A 16,671-nucleotide genomic window follows, 5' to 3' on the forward strand; every position below is an offset into this window, starting at 1 on the left:
CATTTGCTGTACTCAATTATTCGCTTCTACTTTTTGAATGAAGGTTTCGAATAAGGCGCACATTTCATCATCCTGCTTCACCATAATTTCAGGATGCCACTGAACACCAACGACGAATAAATCTCCTTCGCGTTCCAGCGCCTCAATCACACCATCCGATGCCCAAGCCGTCGCATGAAATTCTGCCGCCACGTTTCTAATCACTTGATGATGTAGCGAGTTCACCATCGTCTTCTCACCAAAAATGGCCCTCAACTCCGAATTCTCTTTTGTGGTGACAGAATGAATCGGAAAAGCCGGATCGGTGTGTTGTAAATGTTGCCGCTCAATGCCTGGCGCGTAACTAATATCTTGATAAAGCGAACCACCAAACGCCACATTCATCAGCTGTACACCGCGGCAAATCGCTAACACCGGTTTATTTTGCGCAAGTGTTTCTTTCAATAATTCCATCTCATATAAATCGCGATCTGGTAGCGTCCCACTCAGTCGTGCCAATGGTTCTTCCCCATATAAGAACGGCGAAATATCATCACCGCCTGTAAGTATCAAGCCATCGATATGCGCAACGATTTCCTTCGCATAACCCGTTTCTGTCACCGGCAAAATAATCGGTGCGCCTCCTGCTTTTGCAACAGCTTTGACATACGTATCATTCACTGTCGCGCGGTCCTCAAATATATTTTGTGGGAACTCCATACTGCGGCGTGTCCCCGAAATTCCGATAATGACTGTCATTTTCCATCGCATCCTCTCAAAGCTTACTTTCTACTATAGTACATAACCGTTTTTCAAAATTCGAATCATCTGCCTTGCGAAATACGTCTTCGTTCTCTATAATGAACTATACCAATTAATATTATATGGCTTTTATAAAGGGAGGAATTATATTTATGCAAGCAGACCAATTTAAGTATTTACGTTTGTTGTCTCGTAACTATCCTACCATCGCAAGCACAGCCACAGAAATCATTAATTTAGAGGCCATTCTCAATTTACCGAAAGGCACGGAGCATTTTCTGAGCGATTTACACGGGGAATATGAAGCTTTTGAGCAAGTCATCCGCAACGGTTCCGGTGTTGTCAAACGAAAAATTCATGATGTGTTTGGGAATCGGCTGACCGACGCCGAGATTAATAGTTTGGCAACTTTAATCTATTATCCGGAACAAAAGCTCGATTTGGTCACCGAAACGACGGAGAATCTTGATTTGTGGTATCGCAGTACGCTGTTCCAATTGATTGAGCTCTGCGTCCACGTCTCTTCTAAGTATACCCGCTCCAAGGTCCGCAAAGCAATGCCTGCCGATTTTGAATATATTTTGCAAGAATTACTGCACGAAAATCATCTCGTCATGGATAAATCGCTCTATTATCAGGAAATTATCACGAGTATTATCGCGCTTGATCGTGCCGCTGAGTTCATTGGCGCGCTTGCCCGACTGATTCAGCGCCTCGTGGTGGACCATTTACATATTGTTGGCGACGTCTATGACCGCGGACCTTATCCTGATAAAATTATGGATTCCTTGATGTCCTACCATTCCATCGATTTTCAGTGGGGCAATCATGACATGCTCTGGATGGGTGCTGCGAGTGGATCGCGCGTTTGTTTGGCCAACGTTTTGCGGATTTCGAGTCGGTATTTGAATCTGGATATTATCGAGGACAGCTACGGCATCTCGATTCGTCCGCTTGCCCTTTTTGCCGAGGAAAATTATGGTGAAGATCCTTGTACCGCCTTTTTGCCCCAGAAAACCGCGATTACCGAGCAAAGTACGACCGAGATCAATCAGATTGCGCGGATGCATAAAGCGATTGCGGTGATTCAGTTTAAGCTGGAAGGTGAAATCATTGCTCGCCATCCTGAATTCGAGATGGAGCATCGGTTGTTGTTGGATATGATTGATTATGAAGCTGGGACGGTGACCATTAAAGGAAAAACCTATCCGCTCAAAGATCACCATTTTCCAACGATTGACCCAGCTAATCCATACGCCCTTACGCCTGAAGAGCACGAACTGATCGACAAACTCGTCTCCTCTTTCAAAAATTGTGAAAAACTGCAGCGTCATGTTTCGTTTTTATACGCCAAAGGAAGCATGGTTTTGACTTACAATAGCAACCTGCTTTACCACGGCTGTATTCCGTTGAACGAAGATGGTAGTTTTATGGAGATGACGCTAAAAGGGCAGAAATACGCTGGGCGGGCTTTGCTGGAACAATTTGAGCAAATCGCACGCGAAGGCTATTTCCGAACAAGTGGCACCCCTGAAAAGAAATATGCACTCGATATCGTTTGGTATCTCTGGACCGGCGCCGCCTCTTCCTTATTTGGAAAAAGCGAAATGACGACGTTTGAACGCTATTTTGTGGAGGATAAAGAAACGCATATTGAAAAAAAGAACGCGTATTATAAACTGCGAAACGAAGAAAAGGTTTGCCATCAGATTCTAGCGGAATTCGATTTAGATTCCAGCGGGCACATTATCAACGGCCACACACCTGTCAAAGAAGGCAAAGGCGAGAGTCCGATTAAGGCGGGTGGCAAGATGTTAGTCATCGATGGTGGTTTCTCCCCTGCTTACCAAAAAACAACAGGTCTGGCGGGTTACACGTTGCTATACAACTCCTTTGGCCTGCAACTCGTGTCCCATCAGCCGTTTACTTCGACAGAGGACGCGATTCAGCAAGAAACCGACATCCTCTCGACACGCCAAGTGATTGAAACCGAAACCGAGCGGAAACTCGTTCGTGATACGGATATTGGGAAGGATTTATTGCAGCAAATTGATGAATTGAAATGCTTATTGGGCGCGTATCGGCAAGGCTTGATTAAAGAACGGCACGGATAACTAGACCAAAAGTAGAGGTTCCTTTCCACGGAACTTCTATTTTTTTCATCTAAATAAATTCCAATAATTCTAAAAACATATTGTTTTTTCTAGCAAAAACGGTCATAATGGATAGATAATACAGGCTAGGCGTTTTTAGGAATCTCGTTAACAGAATACTTAGCCAAATGAATGAAAGCAGGAGTGTGAAAAATGAAAGTTATTAAATTCGGCGGAAGTTCGCTGGCTTCGGCTACGCAACTACAAAAAGTATACAAAATCGTGGTAGAGGATTCGAAGCGAAAATTCGTTGTTGTATCAGCTCCTGGTAAGCGTTTTGCAGATGATGTGAAGGTAACGGATTTATTAATTGATTGTGGCGCGAAACATCTTTTAGGGGAAACGGCGTCGGATTTGGAGCAGGAAGTCTTGGCTCGCTATGCCTCGATTGCGGATGAGCTTGGACTAAGTGAGGAAGTGATGGCGCGAATTACGCGAGATTTCAAGGAGCTTCTGAACTCGGATAAAGCGAACCCCGACCGCTACATGGACCGGATTAAAGCGAGTGGCGAGGATAATAATGCGAAATTAATTGCCGCGTTTTTCCGCAGTCAAGGCACGGAGGCGCACTATGTGAATCCGAAAGATGCGGGATTGTTTGTGACCGATGAGCCAGGAAATGCCCAGGTTTTGCCGGAGAGTTACGATAACTTGTATAAGTTGTTGGAACGCGACGGGATTGTTGTTTTTCCAGGGTTCTTTGGCTATACGAAGGACGGCGAAATCAGCACATTTTCGCGCAGTGGCTCGGATATTACGGGGGCGATTGTGGCGAACGGTGTGAAGGCGGAGGTTTATGAGAATTTCACGGATGTCGATGCGGTTTATGCAGTGAATCCATCGATTGTGCATAAGCCGAATGCGATTGTGGAGCTGACGTATCGGGAAATGCGCGAGCTGTCTTACGCTGGTTTTTCGGTATTCCATGATGAGGCGCTCGTTCCGGCCTTCCAAGCTGGGATTCCTGTACAAATTAAAAATACGAATCGTCCGGAATTGCCTGGTACGCGTGTGATTCATCATCGTGAAAATACGAATGGACCTGTTGTCGGGATTGCGAGTGATGGCGGTTTTTGCAGTATTTATATTACGAAATATTTGATGAACCGCGAGATTGGATTTGGCCGCAAAGTGTTGGAGATTTTGGAGGATGTGGGCTTGACGTATGAGCATATGCCTTCTGGGATTGATGATTTAACGATTATTTTGCGAGAAAACCAGATGGATCGCCAGACGGAAACGACTGTGTTGGATCGCTTGAAAAATGAGTTGGCATCTGATGAAGTCATTATCGAACACGGCATCGCGCTTGTGATGGTCGTTGGTGAAGCCATGAAGCATAACGTCGGAACTACGGCGCGCGCTTCGAAAGCTCTGTCCGAAGCTAAAATCAATATTGAGATGATTAACCAAGGTTCGTCGGAGGTCAGCATTATGTTCGGCGTGAAGGAAGAACAGGAGAAAAAAGCAGTACGTGCCTTATATAATGAGTTTTTTGACGCAAAATGAGCAAATGGATCGACCCGAGATTACGGAGTCGATCCATTTTTTTGTGTGCCTTAATCTCTTGCGCCAGCCCAGCCAAAACGCATGATGGTATGGCGAATGAACCAATAAAGTGGGCCACATGATACCAGTAGTGGTACATAGATAAGCATCATTTGCCAATCGAAAATCGATACGAGTGAGAAGAATTTGCCGCCGAATAAGAATAAGCAGACAAATGCGGCCATCATCGTTGCTACAAGTACTTTTGTTTTGCGTCCGAATGGGTGTCCAACGCTGATTAAGGCGACGAAACATGTTGCGCCTGTTAGCATCACGTTCATTGTCGATGTTTGCGCGAAACTTAGACCTAGCATGTTTCCGAACCCAAGGATAAGCATAATATACGTGATAACGCATGTCGCTGCGGGCACGGATGTTTGTAGTACTTTGTGTAAGAATTGTCCTTTAATGCGGTCGTAGTTCGGTTTTAAGGCTAAGAAGAAGGACGGAATCCCAACAGTTAGCGCCGAGATTGGGCTAAGTTGAATCGGTTGGAATGGGTACGCGCCGGCTAGAAAAATGAACGCGAGCGCGAGTACCGTCGAATACATCGTTTTGATGAGGTAAAGCGATGCCACACGCTCAATATTATTGACAACACGCCGACCTTCCCGCATAACGCCAATCATCGAGTCGAAATTATTCGATAGCAGGACAAAATCGGAAACGCTACGCGCGGCGTCACTACCTTCTGCCATCGCGATGCTACAATTGGCTTCTTTTAAAGCGAGCACATCATTGACACCATCACCCGTCATCGCAACGGTATGTCCCTGATTTTTATACGTGTTAATCAAATCTTTCTTTTGATGCGGGGTTACGCGACCAAAAACCGTATACGCTTCGATAATCGGCAAGAGATCGGCGTCTTCCGCGACTTCGCTCATATCAATGTATTTATCACCATTCGCAATGCCCGCACGAACCGCGACATTGGAAACCGTCACCGGATTGTCTCCCGAAATAACTTTAATCGACACACCTTCCGCCGCGAAAAATGCGAACGTATCTGGCGCCTCCGCACGAATATTATCCGCAATCAAAATGAAAGCCAACAACTCACATTGCTCCGGCAAAACGCTTTCTGTCAATGTTTCCAACGAATGCGCCACGGCCAAAACTCGAAAACCTTGATGCGCATAATCATCCAATTCCTGCCGATTTTCCGCAGATAAATCTCTGAAAATAAACTCTGGCGCACCGATCAAAAACGTTCCTTTTTCCGTAAAACTACAACCGCTCCATTTGCGCGCGGAAGAAAACGGGATACGCTTCTCGATTTGCCAATCTGGATTCTCCGTGAAGTGCTTTCCGAGCGCGATACTGGTCGCGTTATTATCCGAAAGCGAACCAACAATGGCACCAACACTAGCGTCGATTTGCGAAGACGTCACACGCGGATGCTTCAACACGATATCCGTCACGTCTAATTTTCCATCTGTAATCGTCCCCGTTTTATCCAAACAGAGCACATCCACACGCGCCAATGTCTCAATACACGGCATCGATTTCACGAGCACTTTCTGCTTCGCCAAGTTAATAACCCCAACAGCCAGCGCGATACTCGTCAAAAGCACGAGCCCTTCTGGAATCATCCCAATCATCGCAGCCGCCGTCCCGAGCACCGATTCCTTCAGCGGCAATCCTTGAAAATACTTCGAGAAAAATAGTGCCAAACCAATCGGAATAATGATAAACGTCAACACTTTGATAATCTTCTTAATCGAGCGAATTAACTCGCTATCTGGCCGCTTCTCCTGCTTCACTTCCATCGAAATTTTCGACACAAAGCTGTGCTCTCCGACAGCGGAAACCTTCACGTACGCCTGCCCACTGACGATATAGCTGCCCGACATCACGTAGTCATCCGCACGCTTCACGACTGGCTCAGCCTCACCCGTCAACTGCGATTCATCGACCTCCAAACCATCCGTCTGAAAAATCATGCCATCCGCACAAATCTGATCTTCGCGATTCAGAACCATCACATCCCCAAGCACGAGCTCGTCCTGCTCCAGTTCACAAAGCTTGCCATCCCGCATGAATTTCACCTTCGCCTGCGTCAAAATTGTCAACTTATCGATATTCCGCTTCGCCCGGATCTCCTGAAAAATCCCCATCGCCGTATTGCAGAGCGCGACGCCCAAAAACAGCAAGTTTTGATAGCTTCCCACAAGAATAATGAAGCTCGCGATGACCACATTTATCATATTAAAAAGCGTAAACGTATTATCCCGTATAATTCCAAGCACACTACGCGTTAGTGGCTTCAGCGCGTGATTGACCTGTCCATGTTTTACTCGCTCGGCAACCTCACTAGAAGTTAAGCCTGCTGGTGTTTTCATTTTATTTTCCATCTCACCAGATCCTTTTCGCTTTAGAATGACACTCTCTTAAAACTAGCAAATGAAGCAATCACTCCATCTATTTAATTCATCTCCAGATTATATCAGAGAAAAATAAAAATATGATGAGATTCTTGGCTTTTTTCATAATTTCTCCGACTTTTATCACCTATTATATACTACCCTTTTTTTCGACATTAGATTCCATAAAAATCAATTTTTTCATTTCTGTCCATTTCGATGACAATAATGAATGTCGCAAAAATCGTATTCATGGTTTAATGGTTATAGAGGCAGTTAACGAAACGCCAAAAAAAATCATAGGAGGAGATAATATGAACACAAATACATTAGATACAAAGATACAAGCTGGGAAGTTTCTTACGTCATTACTCGAGTCAGATATCGCCAAGGAAAGATTGGAATTAAAAAAGAACGACAAAATCGAATTGACTGCAACGAACAACACGCCTTATATCTTTGTGATTGTAGCTGGTGTTGCCGGTATTTTCTCCAATAAAAATGTAGCGATTGATTTTGCTGGCGAAGGTGATTTACTAGATTACAACGTCTACTCTAGCCAACTATTCGGAAAAGCTTTGACAGACGAATTAACGGTTTGGAGATTTGCACAAAGCGATGTATTTAACAAAATTGCAGAGAACGCAGAGATTCAATTACAGCACTATCACATGTTACAAACGATTCAACGTCGTTTAGAGAAGAAGCAAATCCAAGCAACTTTAGACACGAAAAATATGATTGCAGCGTTCATCCACACCTTGGCGACACGTTATAACCCGAAAGCCGATGACCAAGGTATGATTGAATTACCAAGATATTTTTCAAGAAAAATGATTGCGAACTATGCTGGCGTTAGTCTTAGTACGCTGATGGCTCATTTACAACAATTGATGGAAGAAGGCCGCATTATCTTTAATGCCCGCGTACTTCTTATCGGTGAAGAGAACGAAGCCTAAAAAATAAGTCGAATAAAAAATCATGCCTAGCGCTGGACTAAACATGACTTTCTATTCGACCTATTTATCTGTTACTACAATATACGTAACGCTAATCGGGCCATGAACACCGACAACAAGCTGCATCTCGATATCGCCGGAGTTTGACGGGCCTGAGATGAAGTTGATGGAAGAACCGATTTCCTGACCGCTCGCAATACGCGCATCATAATAGTCTGCGGCTTGTGTGGAACGCGGTACAATCTTGCTTTTTGGAACAATCGCGATGTAATGCACTGGTAAAAAATGAAGCGTCCGGCCTTGTTTCGGACTCGACTCCACAACGACCGATCCACTCTCAGCAAGGAGAAACTCTGCGAAGGCAATCGCAATATTCGCGTCTGCCGCCGTCGCAATATTCGCCGCACGATTCTCACGCCCTTCTTTCCAAATCGAAACCGCGCAATTGTCCCATGCATTATCCGCTAAATTTTGCAATCCGAATTCCGCGAAACGTGGATCATCCGCAATAAGCACCGACTCGTTACCATAATTGGTAGCGATTTTTTCGATGTGCGCCGCAAGTTCTGCGACGGGCGTTTCCACCACATCGGTATGAATCCGCGAACAAGCTTCTTTCGCAATCGCAAGCAACTCGTCCTGCGGTTTCCCAGTGAGCGTCGTATCTGCAATCGTGTGCACGCGCTCTGGTCTCACCACACCTGTCCGACGCCGTTCCCGGCCTAATTTCTCCGCAATCCCATTCAAAAATGCTTCCCGATTATCCGTCGCTGTCATTTCGCTGCACCTCCCTGCTCCCGATTTTTATACCATGATCGGAAATTATCGCGCTCTTTCGGCGGTCTCGGCAAATCGCGCACACTCGTCCAGCCTTTAATCAAACCAAATCCACCGTTAATAAAACCGCCATACTGATACAAATTTTCCGTCGTAGTAGACGGTTTCGCACCAAGTACACCCAGACCAACATGTCCAAATTTGAGCGCCTGCTTAAACAAGAACGGCGACGAGGTAGCCTTAGCGATAAAGCGCATTTGCTGATCCACGAAACCGTGTCCCATTTTCAGCTCATCCGTCATCACCCGCCGATGCTCGATCAACAAACCGTGAAGTGGAATTTTGACAGGGCACGTATCCGTACAAGCACCGCACAAACTCGACGCGTAAGGCAACTCGCCAAACTGTTCGTAACCGCCAAGTACAGGCGAGAGCACCGCGCCAATCGGACCCGGATAAATCGAGCCATAACCATGTCCGCCAATCGTCCGATACACCGGGCACACATTCAAACACGATCCGCAGCGAATACATTGCAACACCGACTGAAACTCCGTACCCAGCGCCTCCGAACGTTTATTATCCAAAATCACCACATGAAAATCATCTGGTCCATCCGATTCCTCCGTCAATTTTGGCCCCGAAAAAGTAATGTAACTCGTCAAACTCTGCCCGACCGCACTGCGCGACAACAAGTTATCCATTACTTCCGCGTCCGCCATATTCGGCACAATGCGCTCCATCCCCATCAACACAATCTGCGTATCCGGAATGCTCTCGCACAAATCCGCGTTCCCCTCATTCGTCACCAAATTCACCATGCCACTGCTCGCAATCGCAAAATTACAACCCGTAATCCCGACATCCGCATCCAGGAAAAATTCCCGCAACACCTCACGTGCAAACCGCGCCATATGCTCCGGCTCATTGTCCCCGTCATACCCCAGCTTCTCCTTAAAAACCAGCCGAATCTGCTCCCGGTTCTTATGTATATCCGGAAAAACAATATGCGACGGCTCATCCCAATCATCCATCTGCAAAATAAATTCCGCGAGATCCGTCTCCATCACCGAAACCCCGTCCATCTCAAGCAGCAACCGATCCAAATCAATCTCCGTCGTCACCATCGATTTCGACTTCACGATTTTCTTCGCATTTTTCTGCCGAATCACGTCTTTCACATAATCCGTCGCCTCCTGTTCTGTCGACGCAAAAAACACTTTTCCACCGTTCTTCGTCACATTATCACTAAACTGCTCCAAATAAAAATCCAAGTTCTCAAGCGTATGCTGCCGAATCTGCTCCCCGAGATCACGCCACTCTTCCCAGTTGCCCAAGTTCTCCCGCGACGTTTCCCGTTTCACCCACTGGTCATCCTGCGCCTTGGCAACCGCTTTTTGCATAAACGCGTCGTCCAGACTCTCCTTCACCCGCGTATCAAAATCCTTCGTACTCGTCGATAGTCCCATTTTCAAAAATCCCCCTTAAACAGTCGCCCGAACAGGCTTTGTGACGTTACTATTCAACACTTCCGCGATATGCATAATCTTGATTTCCTTACCCTCACGATTAAACTTTCCGCCAATATTCATCAAGCAACCCATATCCGCGCTGATCAAAATCTCCGCATCCGTCGCTACAACATCCGCCATTTTTTCCTCCACCATCTGCTCCGAAATCGCCGGCATCTTCACCGAAAAAGTCCCGCCAAACCCGCAACAATTTTCCACGTGTGGTAACGGTACTAATTCCAATCCGCGCACCTCCGCAAGCAACGCATACGGCGCCTCTTTCTCACCCAAAATCCGCGTCATATGGCACGAACGATGATATGTAGCCTTGCCCTCAAGTGTCGCGCCAACATCCGTCACGCCCAACACATGATATAAAAACTGCGAAAATTCATAGGTTTTTTCGCCCAGTTCCCGCGCCGCATCCGCATATTCCGGATCACCCTTAAAAATCTCCGCATACTCACGCATCATACCAACGCACGATCCCGATGGTCCAACGACATATTCCGAATCCTTAAACGCCTTCAACTGATTAATCAACGTAGCCCGCGTCTTCTCCATGTAACCGCTGTTATAAGTAGGTTGCCCACAACACACCTGCGACTCAGGGAAATCCGTCTCACATCCCAGCCGTTCCAAGCATTCCACCATCGCAACCCCAACATTCGGAAACATCATGTCCACAAGACACGTCGAAAAAATACTGACTTTCATCTTATACGCCTCCATTATCTTTTACATCTTCTTCTACCATTAAATTCTAGCATAAAAAATAGCGAAAAACGAATGGAAACCCTTGAAAAATAACGACTTATCGAACACTTGCGATAGAAATCCAGTCAGGAAGCCACTTCCCAATACATTCATTACCAAAACAAAAACCACTAATATGTGAGGTTTAAAAGTGGTTTCCCCTGTATTTCATCCAATTTTCCCAACATCAAAAAACAGCTTTCCAATGCAGTCCTCCCACATCAAAAAGCCGTTTTATCTCCAAATTAAATTTTTCCTAACAAATCGAATTTTTTAATGGCATTATCTCGCCGAAAGCGCTACTATTAAAAGGAGCAAGCCTAATCGACCAACAAGGAAATATAATAATGATACAATTGCTGCACAACACTGATTGCCCGCTCGTAATCGCGATCTTCCAGCGCAACCAAAATAAGTTCCACAGCTTCAACCGTACACATAGATGACGTCAACAAAAACTTCTTGCCAAATATGTCATCAAACGCGGTTAACTGCTCATTGATTGTTCTCAAACTTTTACCTAAAATGCTCATACTCGCCTGTTTGCAAAGTTCTAAATAGAATCCCTCACATGCATCAATATAAGCTGTATAATCGCGATTCTGAACCCCGTCCTTCATCGCCTCCACATGTATAATGAGTGGACTTTTTACAATCGGAACATTCGTTTCTTTCAATCGCTGGATAATATATTCCATATTCAAAAACATGATTTGGAACCGACCTGAGTAATAAAATTCTTTGGTATGCGTTTCCTTCACGTCATACATATCGGTCGTAAGCTGATTCAGCAGTCCTCTTTGACATAATAATTGGAGTGCCTGCTCTGCAATATGACTCGACACGCCAAATTCAGCTGCCAAATTCTGCACCTCAATCGTGTCACCAATTTTATATTTTTGGCAAAGAACCGCCGTTTTTATAGAAGCATAAATCTCATCTGCTACGCGATCATTGTTTAAAATCATAGTTATTACCTGCTTTTTTCGCTTATTGGTATCTCTATTCATTGTAAACCATATAAACCAACTAAAAAAGAGGATACTCTCTCAAAGTTGACTTTGAAGAACAGCAAAAATAAGAAGTTTGATAAACCGAGGAAGGATGATGTCACCATGAACGGTATTTTAGAAAAAGATAAAGAACGCCAATTACGCATCATTAAAGTCCTTTTATCTGACCATAAAATCTGGGATCGCCAAGAAATTTGCAAAATCGTGCGCTGTTCCAAAAAACACTCGCTCGCGATATTAAAAATCTAGAAAACACGCTACCCGAAAAATGGCAACTTATCAATACAACCGAGGGCATCCTATTAGAAAAACCAATAGATGAGAACTTTATTCACCTATTTTCCGCCTTCTTCTCAGAAACCTATTTATTCCGGCTTTGCTATGATATTTACGATGAAAAAGAGATTTCACTCGCGGCTTGGTGTCAAGAAAATTTTGTAAGTCCAGCAACCATCTACCGTAAATTAACGCCTGTTCACCGCTATTTAAAGTCGATTCACCTCCAACTCGAGAATAAGCCACTCCACCTCATTGGCAAAGAATCGCAAATCCGTTTCCTATTTTACGACCTATTCTTTAACGCCTACCCCGCCCAAGACTTGTTTTTCATGGGCATCCACTGGGAAATTATCGATGGCTTTATTGAAGATATTATGCGAAAATTAGATATCTATTTCTCCCCCGCTGCCAAAATTCAATACGCGGCTTGGGTGGGACTTTCCTTGACTCGCATCAAACGCGGTTATCCCATCGACCCGCGCGGTGAAAGAACGACGCGCACGTGGGAAGCATATAATAAACGCAACAATCTCGCGGAAGCTTTTCAAATCTTGGCCGATACGACACATATCGAGATTTCAGAATCCGAATCGATTTTCATCTTGTCCTGCATTTTCTTTTGTTCTAAATCCTACAATTCTGAAAAATCTAGAACAGCGCGCATCGAAACATGCAAAGAAATCAATCCAGTAACGTATCGGCTTGTGGAAACAATTTTCAATATTTTGCCGAAGATTGGCTGGGATGCGGACGATTTAATGGTTAGTCTCATTGATACCTTTTCCATGTTTCATGCCGTCGAAAGTCCGCTTTTCCTAGCACAAGAGCGTTTTTTGATTAAGGAAGAGCACATTTTATCCCCTGATTTAGAGAAGCAGATTGCGACTATTTTTCAAACGTTTGCCAAGGAATCCATTTACGCCTATTTACGCGAGAACCATGATGTCCTGATGTATCGCATTGGAATTAGCATCCAAACCGCCATGGAACGCACCACGCGGCCAGCAAGTTTAACCGCGAAAATTTTCTCACAGAACGGTTTTTTATGGGAGGATCTTGTGAAGAAAACGATTCGCTCACGCTATTCCGCGCAGCAACTTATCATCGTTGGTAGCGGGCATCCACAAGCCGATTTCATCATTACGGACCTGCCGCTACCTCATAGCACCGTCCCACAACTCGTCTGGAATACCAACCCGACATTGCGCGACTGGCAGATGCTCGACGCCTATATTAACGAAAGAACACATCAAAAAGAAGAACTACTGTAAACCAAAAAAGGAGCTGATATCCACATGCTACAAGTCAATAACGTGTCCAAACAATTCGGCGCAAAAACAGCCGTCGATGATTTACATTTCCAGATTAATGAAGGCGAAATTCTCGGTTTAATCGGCCAAAACGGAGCTGGAAAAACAACCACATTCCGCCTTATTCTTAATTTTTTACGTCCAAATAGCGGCGAAATTCTCTGGGACAACCAGGACATCACCAAAATAAACACCGACATCATCGGCTATCTTCCAGAAGAACGCGGCCTTTATCCAAACGTCACGATTGAGGATCAAATCACCTTTTTCGCAGAGTTAAAAGGCTATTCTCGCGCTAAAATCAAGCCAGAAATCGATCTTTGGATGGAACGCGCGGAAATCGTCGGCAAAAAGACCGATCTCGTCAAAACGCTATCCAAAGGGAACCAGCAAAAAATTCAACTGATCAGCACAATTATTCACCGTCCCAAGCTAGTTATTCTCGATGAACCATTCAGCGGCCTCGATCCTGTCAACGCCGAAATCCTGAAGAAATTCGTTTTCGATCTCAAAGCAGACGGCGCAACAATTATTTTCTCAAGTCATCGCATGGAAAATGTCGATGAATTATGCGACTCGCTCGTGATGCTAAAACAAGGCAAAACCGTGTTACGCGGCAAATCCAAAGACGTCAAAAACAGTTTTGGGCGCAAACGCATCATGCTTGACGCACCGCATCCAACAGAAGCGCTAGCCGCCTTACCTGGCGTCACGCAAATCGAGAACCACAAAGGCATTCGAATCGTCCACTTAGCAGAAGAATCCGATGCCAATACCGTGTTCGATTTTGTCACGAAAGACGGCTTCATTCCAATGTTTAGCCTAGAGCCACCAACACTCGAAGAAATTTTTAAATGGAAAGCAGGTGAGACGAATGAGTAAATTCTGGGTCATCACATCACAAGTCTACAAACGCCGCGTCAAAACGAAATCATTCCTAATCTCCCTACTTCTCCCACTACTTATCGGCGCGGCAATCTTTGCCCTGCCAAAAATCGTCGACTACTTCGGCGGCGGTGACGAACCTACAAAAATCGCCGTCATCTCTGAAAATCCAGCTTTCTCCATGGCCATTGCCGCAGATAAAGCCAATTTCAAAGTCGACAAAAAAATCGAAACCGAGAAGGCAGCAAAAAAAGCACTGACAGCTGGTGATATCGAAGGCTTCGTAACGATCGCGCCACTGGGCAACGAAGTCAAAGCCGTTTACACATCCCAAGAAACCGCAGGAAACGCCCTCATCACCGCCTTACAAAACGACATAACCAGCGTGACCTTGCAGCAGAAAATCAAAGAATACAACATTACAGAAAAACAACTCGCGAGCCTCACCACACCAGTTCCAGTCAAGAACGAGTTGCTATCCAACGATCAATTAACCAACAGCCAAAAAGAAGCGATGAGCGCAGCGATTTTGATGCTGACACTCGTGATTTTTATCTTCGTGATGAGTTACGCCAGCATTGTGGCAGCAGAAATCGCGAACGAAAAAGGCACACGGATTATGGAAATCATTTTATCCAGCGTCTCGTCAACCACCCATTTAATGGCGAAATTGACCGCGATTCTACTCATGTTGCTCACCCAGATTGCCTTTTACGGACTCTGTATTGCGGTCGTCATGATTGGCGGTAAAAACACCGAGATGATTCAAGGAATTCTGGACCAACTCGCCCAGTTCCCGACGTATTATCTCATTCTAAACCTGCTATTCGTCGTCCTTGGCTTGCTACTCTATATCCTGCTCTCTGCGATTATCGGCTCGATGGCACCAAATGTCGAAACCGTATCGCAGTTCATGTATCCGATGACAATGTTTGCCATCATTGGCTACTGGGGCTCGATTGCAGCCGCTAATGCACCGAATAACATGCTCGTCGTGATCGGTTCTTACGTGCCGACGTTCTCACCGATGATGATGCTTGCCCGGATGGACCTGCTCGCCGTTGATGCCACTGGTATCTTCATCTCGCTCGGCATCCTTGCCCTAACCAACGCCCTCGCGTTCTGGCTAGCGATCCGACTTTACCGCGGCAACGTACTTCTTTATACAAACGACGGCCTATTCAAAACTTGGAAAACATCCTTAAAATATGCGAAACGCGACTAGAAAAGAGGTTTTATTATGTTAATCAGAAAATCAACGAAACAAGATGCTGCGGGAATGATTGAACTCGAGCATCTCGTTTGGACAGCCGAAACAACACCCGGTGAAACCCATTACAATACCGAATCCGAATACCTACTAAAAAACCCACCAGCATCCAAAGTCGTTGCCGAAATCGATGGAAAAATCGCGGGCATTCTAGGCTATCACTCACCGATTCCACTAAAAAGTAACGAACATGTTTGGACACTGGACATCGCTGTACATCCCGATTTCCAAAAACACGGCGTCGGCTCTGCACTCATGAAAGAACTGTACCGCATCGCCAAAGCCGAAAACAAGAAAAAAATCTCTTTACGCGTCCTATCGACAAACGAGAAAGCCATCCAATTTTATACGAAACATGGTTTCCAAAAAGAAGGCCAGCTTCACAACGAATTTATTATCAATGGTGAGTATGTAGATGACATTTTTATGGCGGTTTTCCTCTAATTTCGATTACTTTCGTCCATAAAAATTAGCTCATTTTTCCATCCGTAATCACTTTAGCATATTCCGAATGTATCATTTTTTACTATTTATGTTTTAACTTTGCGAAAAGCGGTTAATGTATAGTATCAAAGCGATAGAGGGTGATTGGATGACAGAATCGCATAGACTGAAAGAAAAGCTTATAGGTGAAAAGGACAAATTAGCCACACGAGCCAAAGGTCAGTTTAGTAAGTTAACCAATGACATTGTCGGAGCAGCCCGTATTTAAGATGGATGTTTGAAACGTAGTAAGAAATTCGATTATCCAACGATTATTGTTTGCACAAGTTATTCGTTTCTCCTTTTTCCCTATTCTCGTTAACGAAAGCGGTATTTGTTTTCAATGAATATCGTGCGAGAGAGTCTATATGTTTTGTCTCACTTTTAGTGCATATAGACGGTATGGATGGAGTTACCATAACTTTGCTATAGTCGGATATCGTCTGGTGAAGGAAGTTTTTAAGTAATTGGTCAGTTTTACGGGAGCTTGAGGAAGACCACGGTAAATGAAAAGGTCGCGTCAAGAGATTTATCCACTCGTAAGGCAAGGAATACGGAATCTCGATACGTCGCTCCAACTATATTAAAATATTGTTTTACCTCACTTTTTAGTATAGCTA

At 44.8% G+C, this 16,671-nt stretch carries 13 protein-coding genes; 7 read left to right on the forward strand and 6 right to left on the reverse strand.

Going from position 1 to position 16,671, the window contains the following annotated elements:
• Positions 1–12: 12 nt before the first annotated feature.
• Positions 13–738, reverse strand: a complete 726-nt coding sequence (locus DUK53_RS08315) for a gamma-glutamyl-gamma-aminobutyrate hydrolase family protein (RefSeq protein ID WP_036091208.1) — start codon at positions 736–738, stop codon at positions 13–15.
• Positions 739–893: 155 nt separating this feature from the next.
• On the opposite strand from DUK53_RS08315, the gene DUK53_RS08320 reads away from it, so the two are divergent.
• Together DUK53_RS08320 and DUK53_RS08325 are read left to right on the forward strand one after the other, a co-directional pair.
• On the forward strand, positions 894–2,855 hold the full coding sequence (locus DUK53_RS08320) for a fructose-1,6-bisphosphatase (RefSeq protein ID WP_036091206.1): 1,962 nt from the start codon (positions 894–896) through the stop codon (positions 2,853–2,855).
• A 192-nt stretch (positions 2,856–3,047) separates the two neighbouring features.
• A complete protein-coding gene (locus DUK53_RS08325) occupies positions 3,048–4,403 on the forward strand; it encodes an aspartate kinase (RefSeq protein WP_036132901.1) in 1,356 nt (451 codons plus the stop codon).
• A gap of 50 nt (positions 4,404–4,453) precedes the next feature.
• On the opposite strand, the gene DUK53_RS08330 is transcribed toward DUK53_RS08325, so the two are convergent.
• Positions 4,454–6,799, reverse strand: a complete 2,346-nt coding sequence (locus tag DUK53_RS08330) for a cation-translocating P-type ATPase (protein WP_036132903.1) — start codon at positions 6,797–6,799, stop codon at positions 4,454–4,456.
• Between the two features lie 323 nt (positions 6,800–7,122).
• Here DUK53_RS08330 and DUK53_RS08335 point away from each other — a divergent pair, with 323 nt between their 5' ends.
• Entirely contained in the window at positions 7,123–7,767 is a 645-nt protein-coding gene (locus DUK53_RS08335; RefSeq protein ID WP_036132905.1) for a cyclic nucleotide-binding domain-containing protein, read from the forward strand.
• 60 nt (positions 7,768–7,827) lie between these two features.
• On the opposite strand, the gene DUK53_RS08340 is transcribed toward DUK53_RS08335, so the two are convergent.
• The 4 genes from DUK53_RS08340 to DUK53_RS08355 form a co-directional block, all read right to left on the reverse strand.
• Positions 7,828–8,544, reverse strand: coding sequence for a LutC/YkgG family protein (locus DUK53_RS08340; protein ID WP_036091197.1), 717 nt, complete (start codon positions 8,542–8,544; stop codon positions 7,828–7,830).
• Complete coding sequence (locus DUK53_RS08345) at positions 8,541–10,013, reverse strand: LutB/LldF family L-lactate oxidation iron-sulfur protein (protein ID WP_036132907.1); 1,473 nt, start codon at positions 10,011–10,013, stop codon at positions 8,541–8,543. The genes DUK53_RS08340 and DUK53_RS08345 overlap by 4 nt, the downstream gene beginning before the upstream one ends.
• A gap of 15 nt (positions 10,014–10,028) precedes the next feature.
• The gene (locus DUK53_RS08350) at positions 10,029–10,772 is read right to left on the reverse strand and encodes a (Fe-S)-binding protein (protein ID WP_036132909.1); all 744 of its coding nucleotides are present in this window, start codon (positions 10,770–10,772) and stop codon (positions 10,029–10,031) included.
• Positions 10,773–11,131: 359 nt separating this feature from the next.
• On the reverse strand, positions 11,132–11,779 hold the full coding sequence (locus tag DUK53_RS08355; protein WP_036091190.1) for a GntR family transcriptional regulator: 648 nt from the start codon (positions 11,777–11,779) through the stop codon (positions 11,132–11,134).
• A 239-nt stretch (positions 11,780–12,018) separates the two neighbouring features.
• Between DUK53_RS08355 and DUK53_RS08360 the strand changes: the two genes are divergently transcribed.
• From DUK53_RS08360 to DUK53_RS08375, 4 genes are read left to right on the forward strand one after another with little or no spacing between them, the layout of a single operon-like run.
• On the forward strand, positions 12,019–13,374 hold the full coding sequence (locus DUK53_RS08360) for an AcpB/EbpR/MafR family transcriptional regulator (protein ID WP_161564228.1): 1,356 nt from the start codon (positions 12,019–12,021) through the stop codon (positions 13,372–13,374).
• Between the two features lie 24 nt (positions 13,375–13,398).
• On the forward strand, positions 13,399–14,295 hold the full coding sequence (locus tag DUK53_RS08365) for an ABC transporter ATP-binding protein (protein WP_036091185.1): 897 nt from the start codon (positions 13,399–13,401) through the stop codon (positions 14,293–14,295).
• A complete protein-coding gene (locus DUK53_RS08370) occupies positions 14,288–15,523 on the forward strand; it encodes an ABC transporter permease (RefSeq protein ID WP_036091183.1) in 1,236 nt (411 codons plus the stop codon). The genes DUK53_RS08365 and DUK53_RS08370 overlap by 8 nt, the downstream gene beginning before the upstream one ends.
• Before the next feature lie 15 nt (positions 15,524–15,538).
• Positions 15,539–16,012, forward strand: a complete 474-nt coding sequence (locus DUK53_RS08375) for a GNAT family N-acetyltransferase (RefSeq protein WP_036091180.1) — start codon at positions 15,539–15,541, stop codon at positions 16,010–16,012.
• Positions 16,013–16,671 lie beyond the last annotated feature (659 nt).

It is taken from the genome of Listeria sp. SHR_NRA_18 (assembly GCF_003856515.1).
Taxonomy (GTDB): domain Bacteria; phylum Bacillota; class Bacilli; order Lactobacillales; family Listeriaceae; genus Listeria_A; species Listeria_A newyorkensis.

Coding starts and splice junctions, on each gene's coding strand:
- DUK53_RS08315 (WP_036091208.1), bottom strand. CDS start 738: ATGACAGTCATTATCGGAATTTCGGGGACACGCCGCAGTATGGAGTTC.
- DUK53_RS08320 (WP_036091206.1), top strand. CDS start 894: ATGCAAGCAGACCAATTTAAGTATTTACGTTTGTTGTCTCGTAACTAT.
- DUK53_RS08325 (WP_036132901.1), top strand. CDS start 3,048: ATGAAAGTTATTAAATTCGGCGGAAGTTCGCTGGCTTCGGCTACGCAA.
- DUK53_RS08330 (WP_036132903.1), bottom strand. CDS start 6,799: ATGGAAAATAAAATGAAAACACCAGCAGGCTTAACTTCTAGTGAGGTT.
- DUK53_RS08335 (WP_036132905.1), top strand. CDS start 7,123: ATGAACACAAATACATTAGATACAAAGATACAAGCTGGGAAGTTTCTT.
- DUK53_RS08340 (WP_036091197.1), bottom strand. CDS start 8,544: ATGACAGCGACGGATAATCGGGAAGCATTTTTGAATGGGATTGCGGAG.
- DUK53_RS08345 (WP_036132907.1), bottom strand. CDS start 10,013: ATGGGACTATCGACGAGTACGAAGGATTTTGATACGCGGGTGAAGGAG.
- DUK53_RS08350 (WP_036132909.1), bottom strand. CDS start 10,772: ATGAAAGTCAGTATTTTTTCGACGTGTCTTGTGGACATGATGTTTCCG.
- DUK53_RS08355 (WP_036091190.1), bottom strand. CDS start 11,779: ATGATTTTAAACAATGATCGCGTAGCAGATGAGATTTATGCTTCTATA.
- DUK53_RS08365 (WP_036091185.1), top strand. CDS start 13,399: ATGCTACAAGTCAATAACGTGTCCAAACAATTCGGCGCAAAAACAGCC.
- DUK53_RS08370 (WP_036091183.1), top strand. CDS start 14,288: ATGAGTAAATTCTGGGTCATCACATCACAAGTCTACAAACGCCGCGTC.
- DUK53_RS08375 (WP_036091180.1), top strand. CDS start 15,539: ATGTTAATCAGAAAATCAACGAAACAAGATGCTGCGGGAATGATTGAA.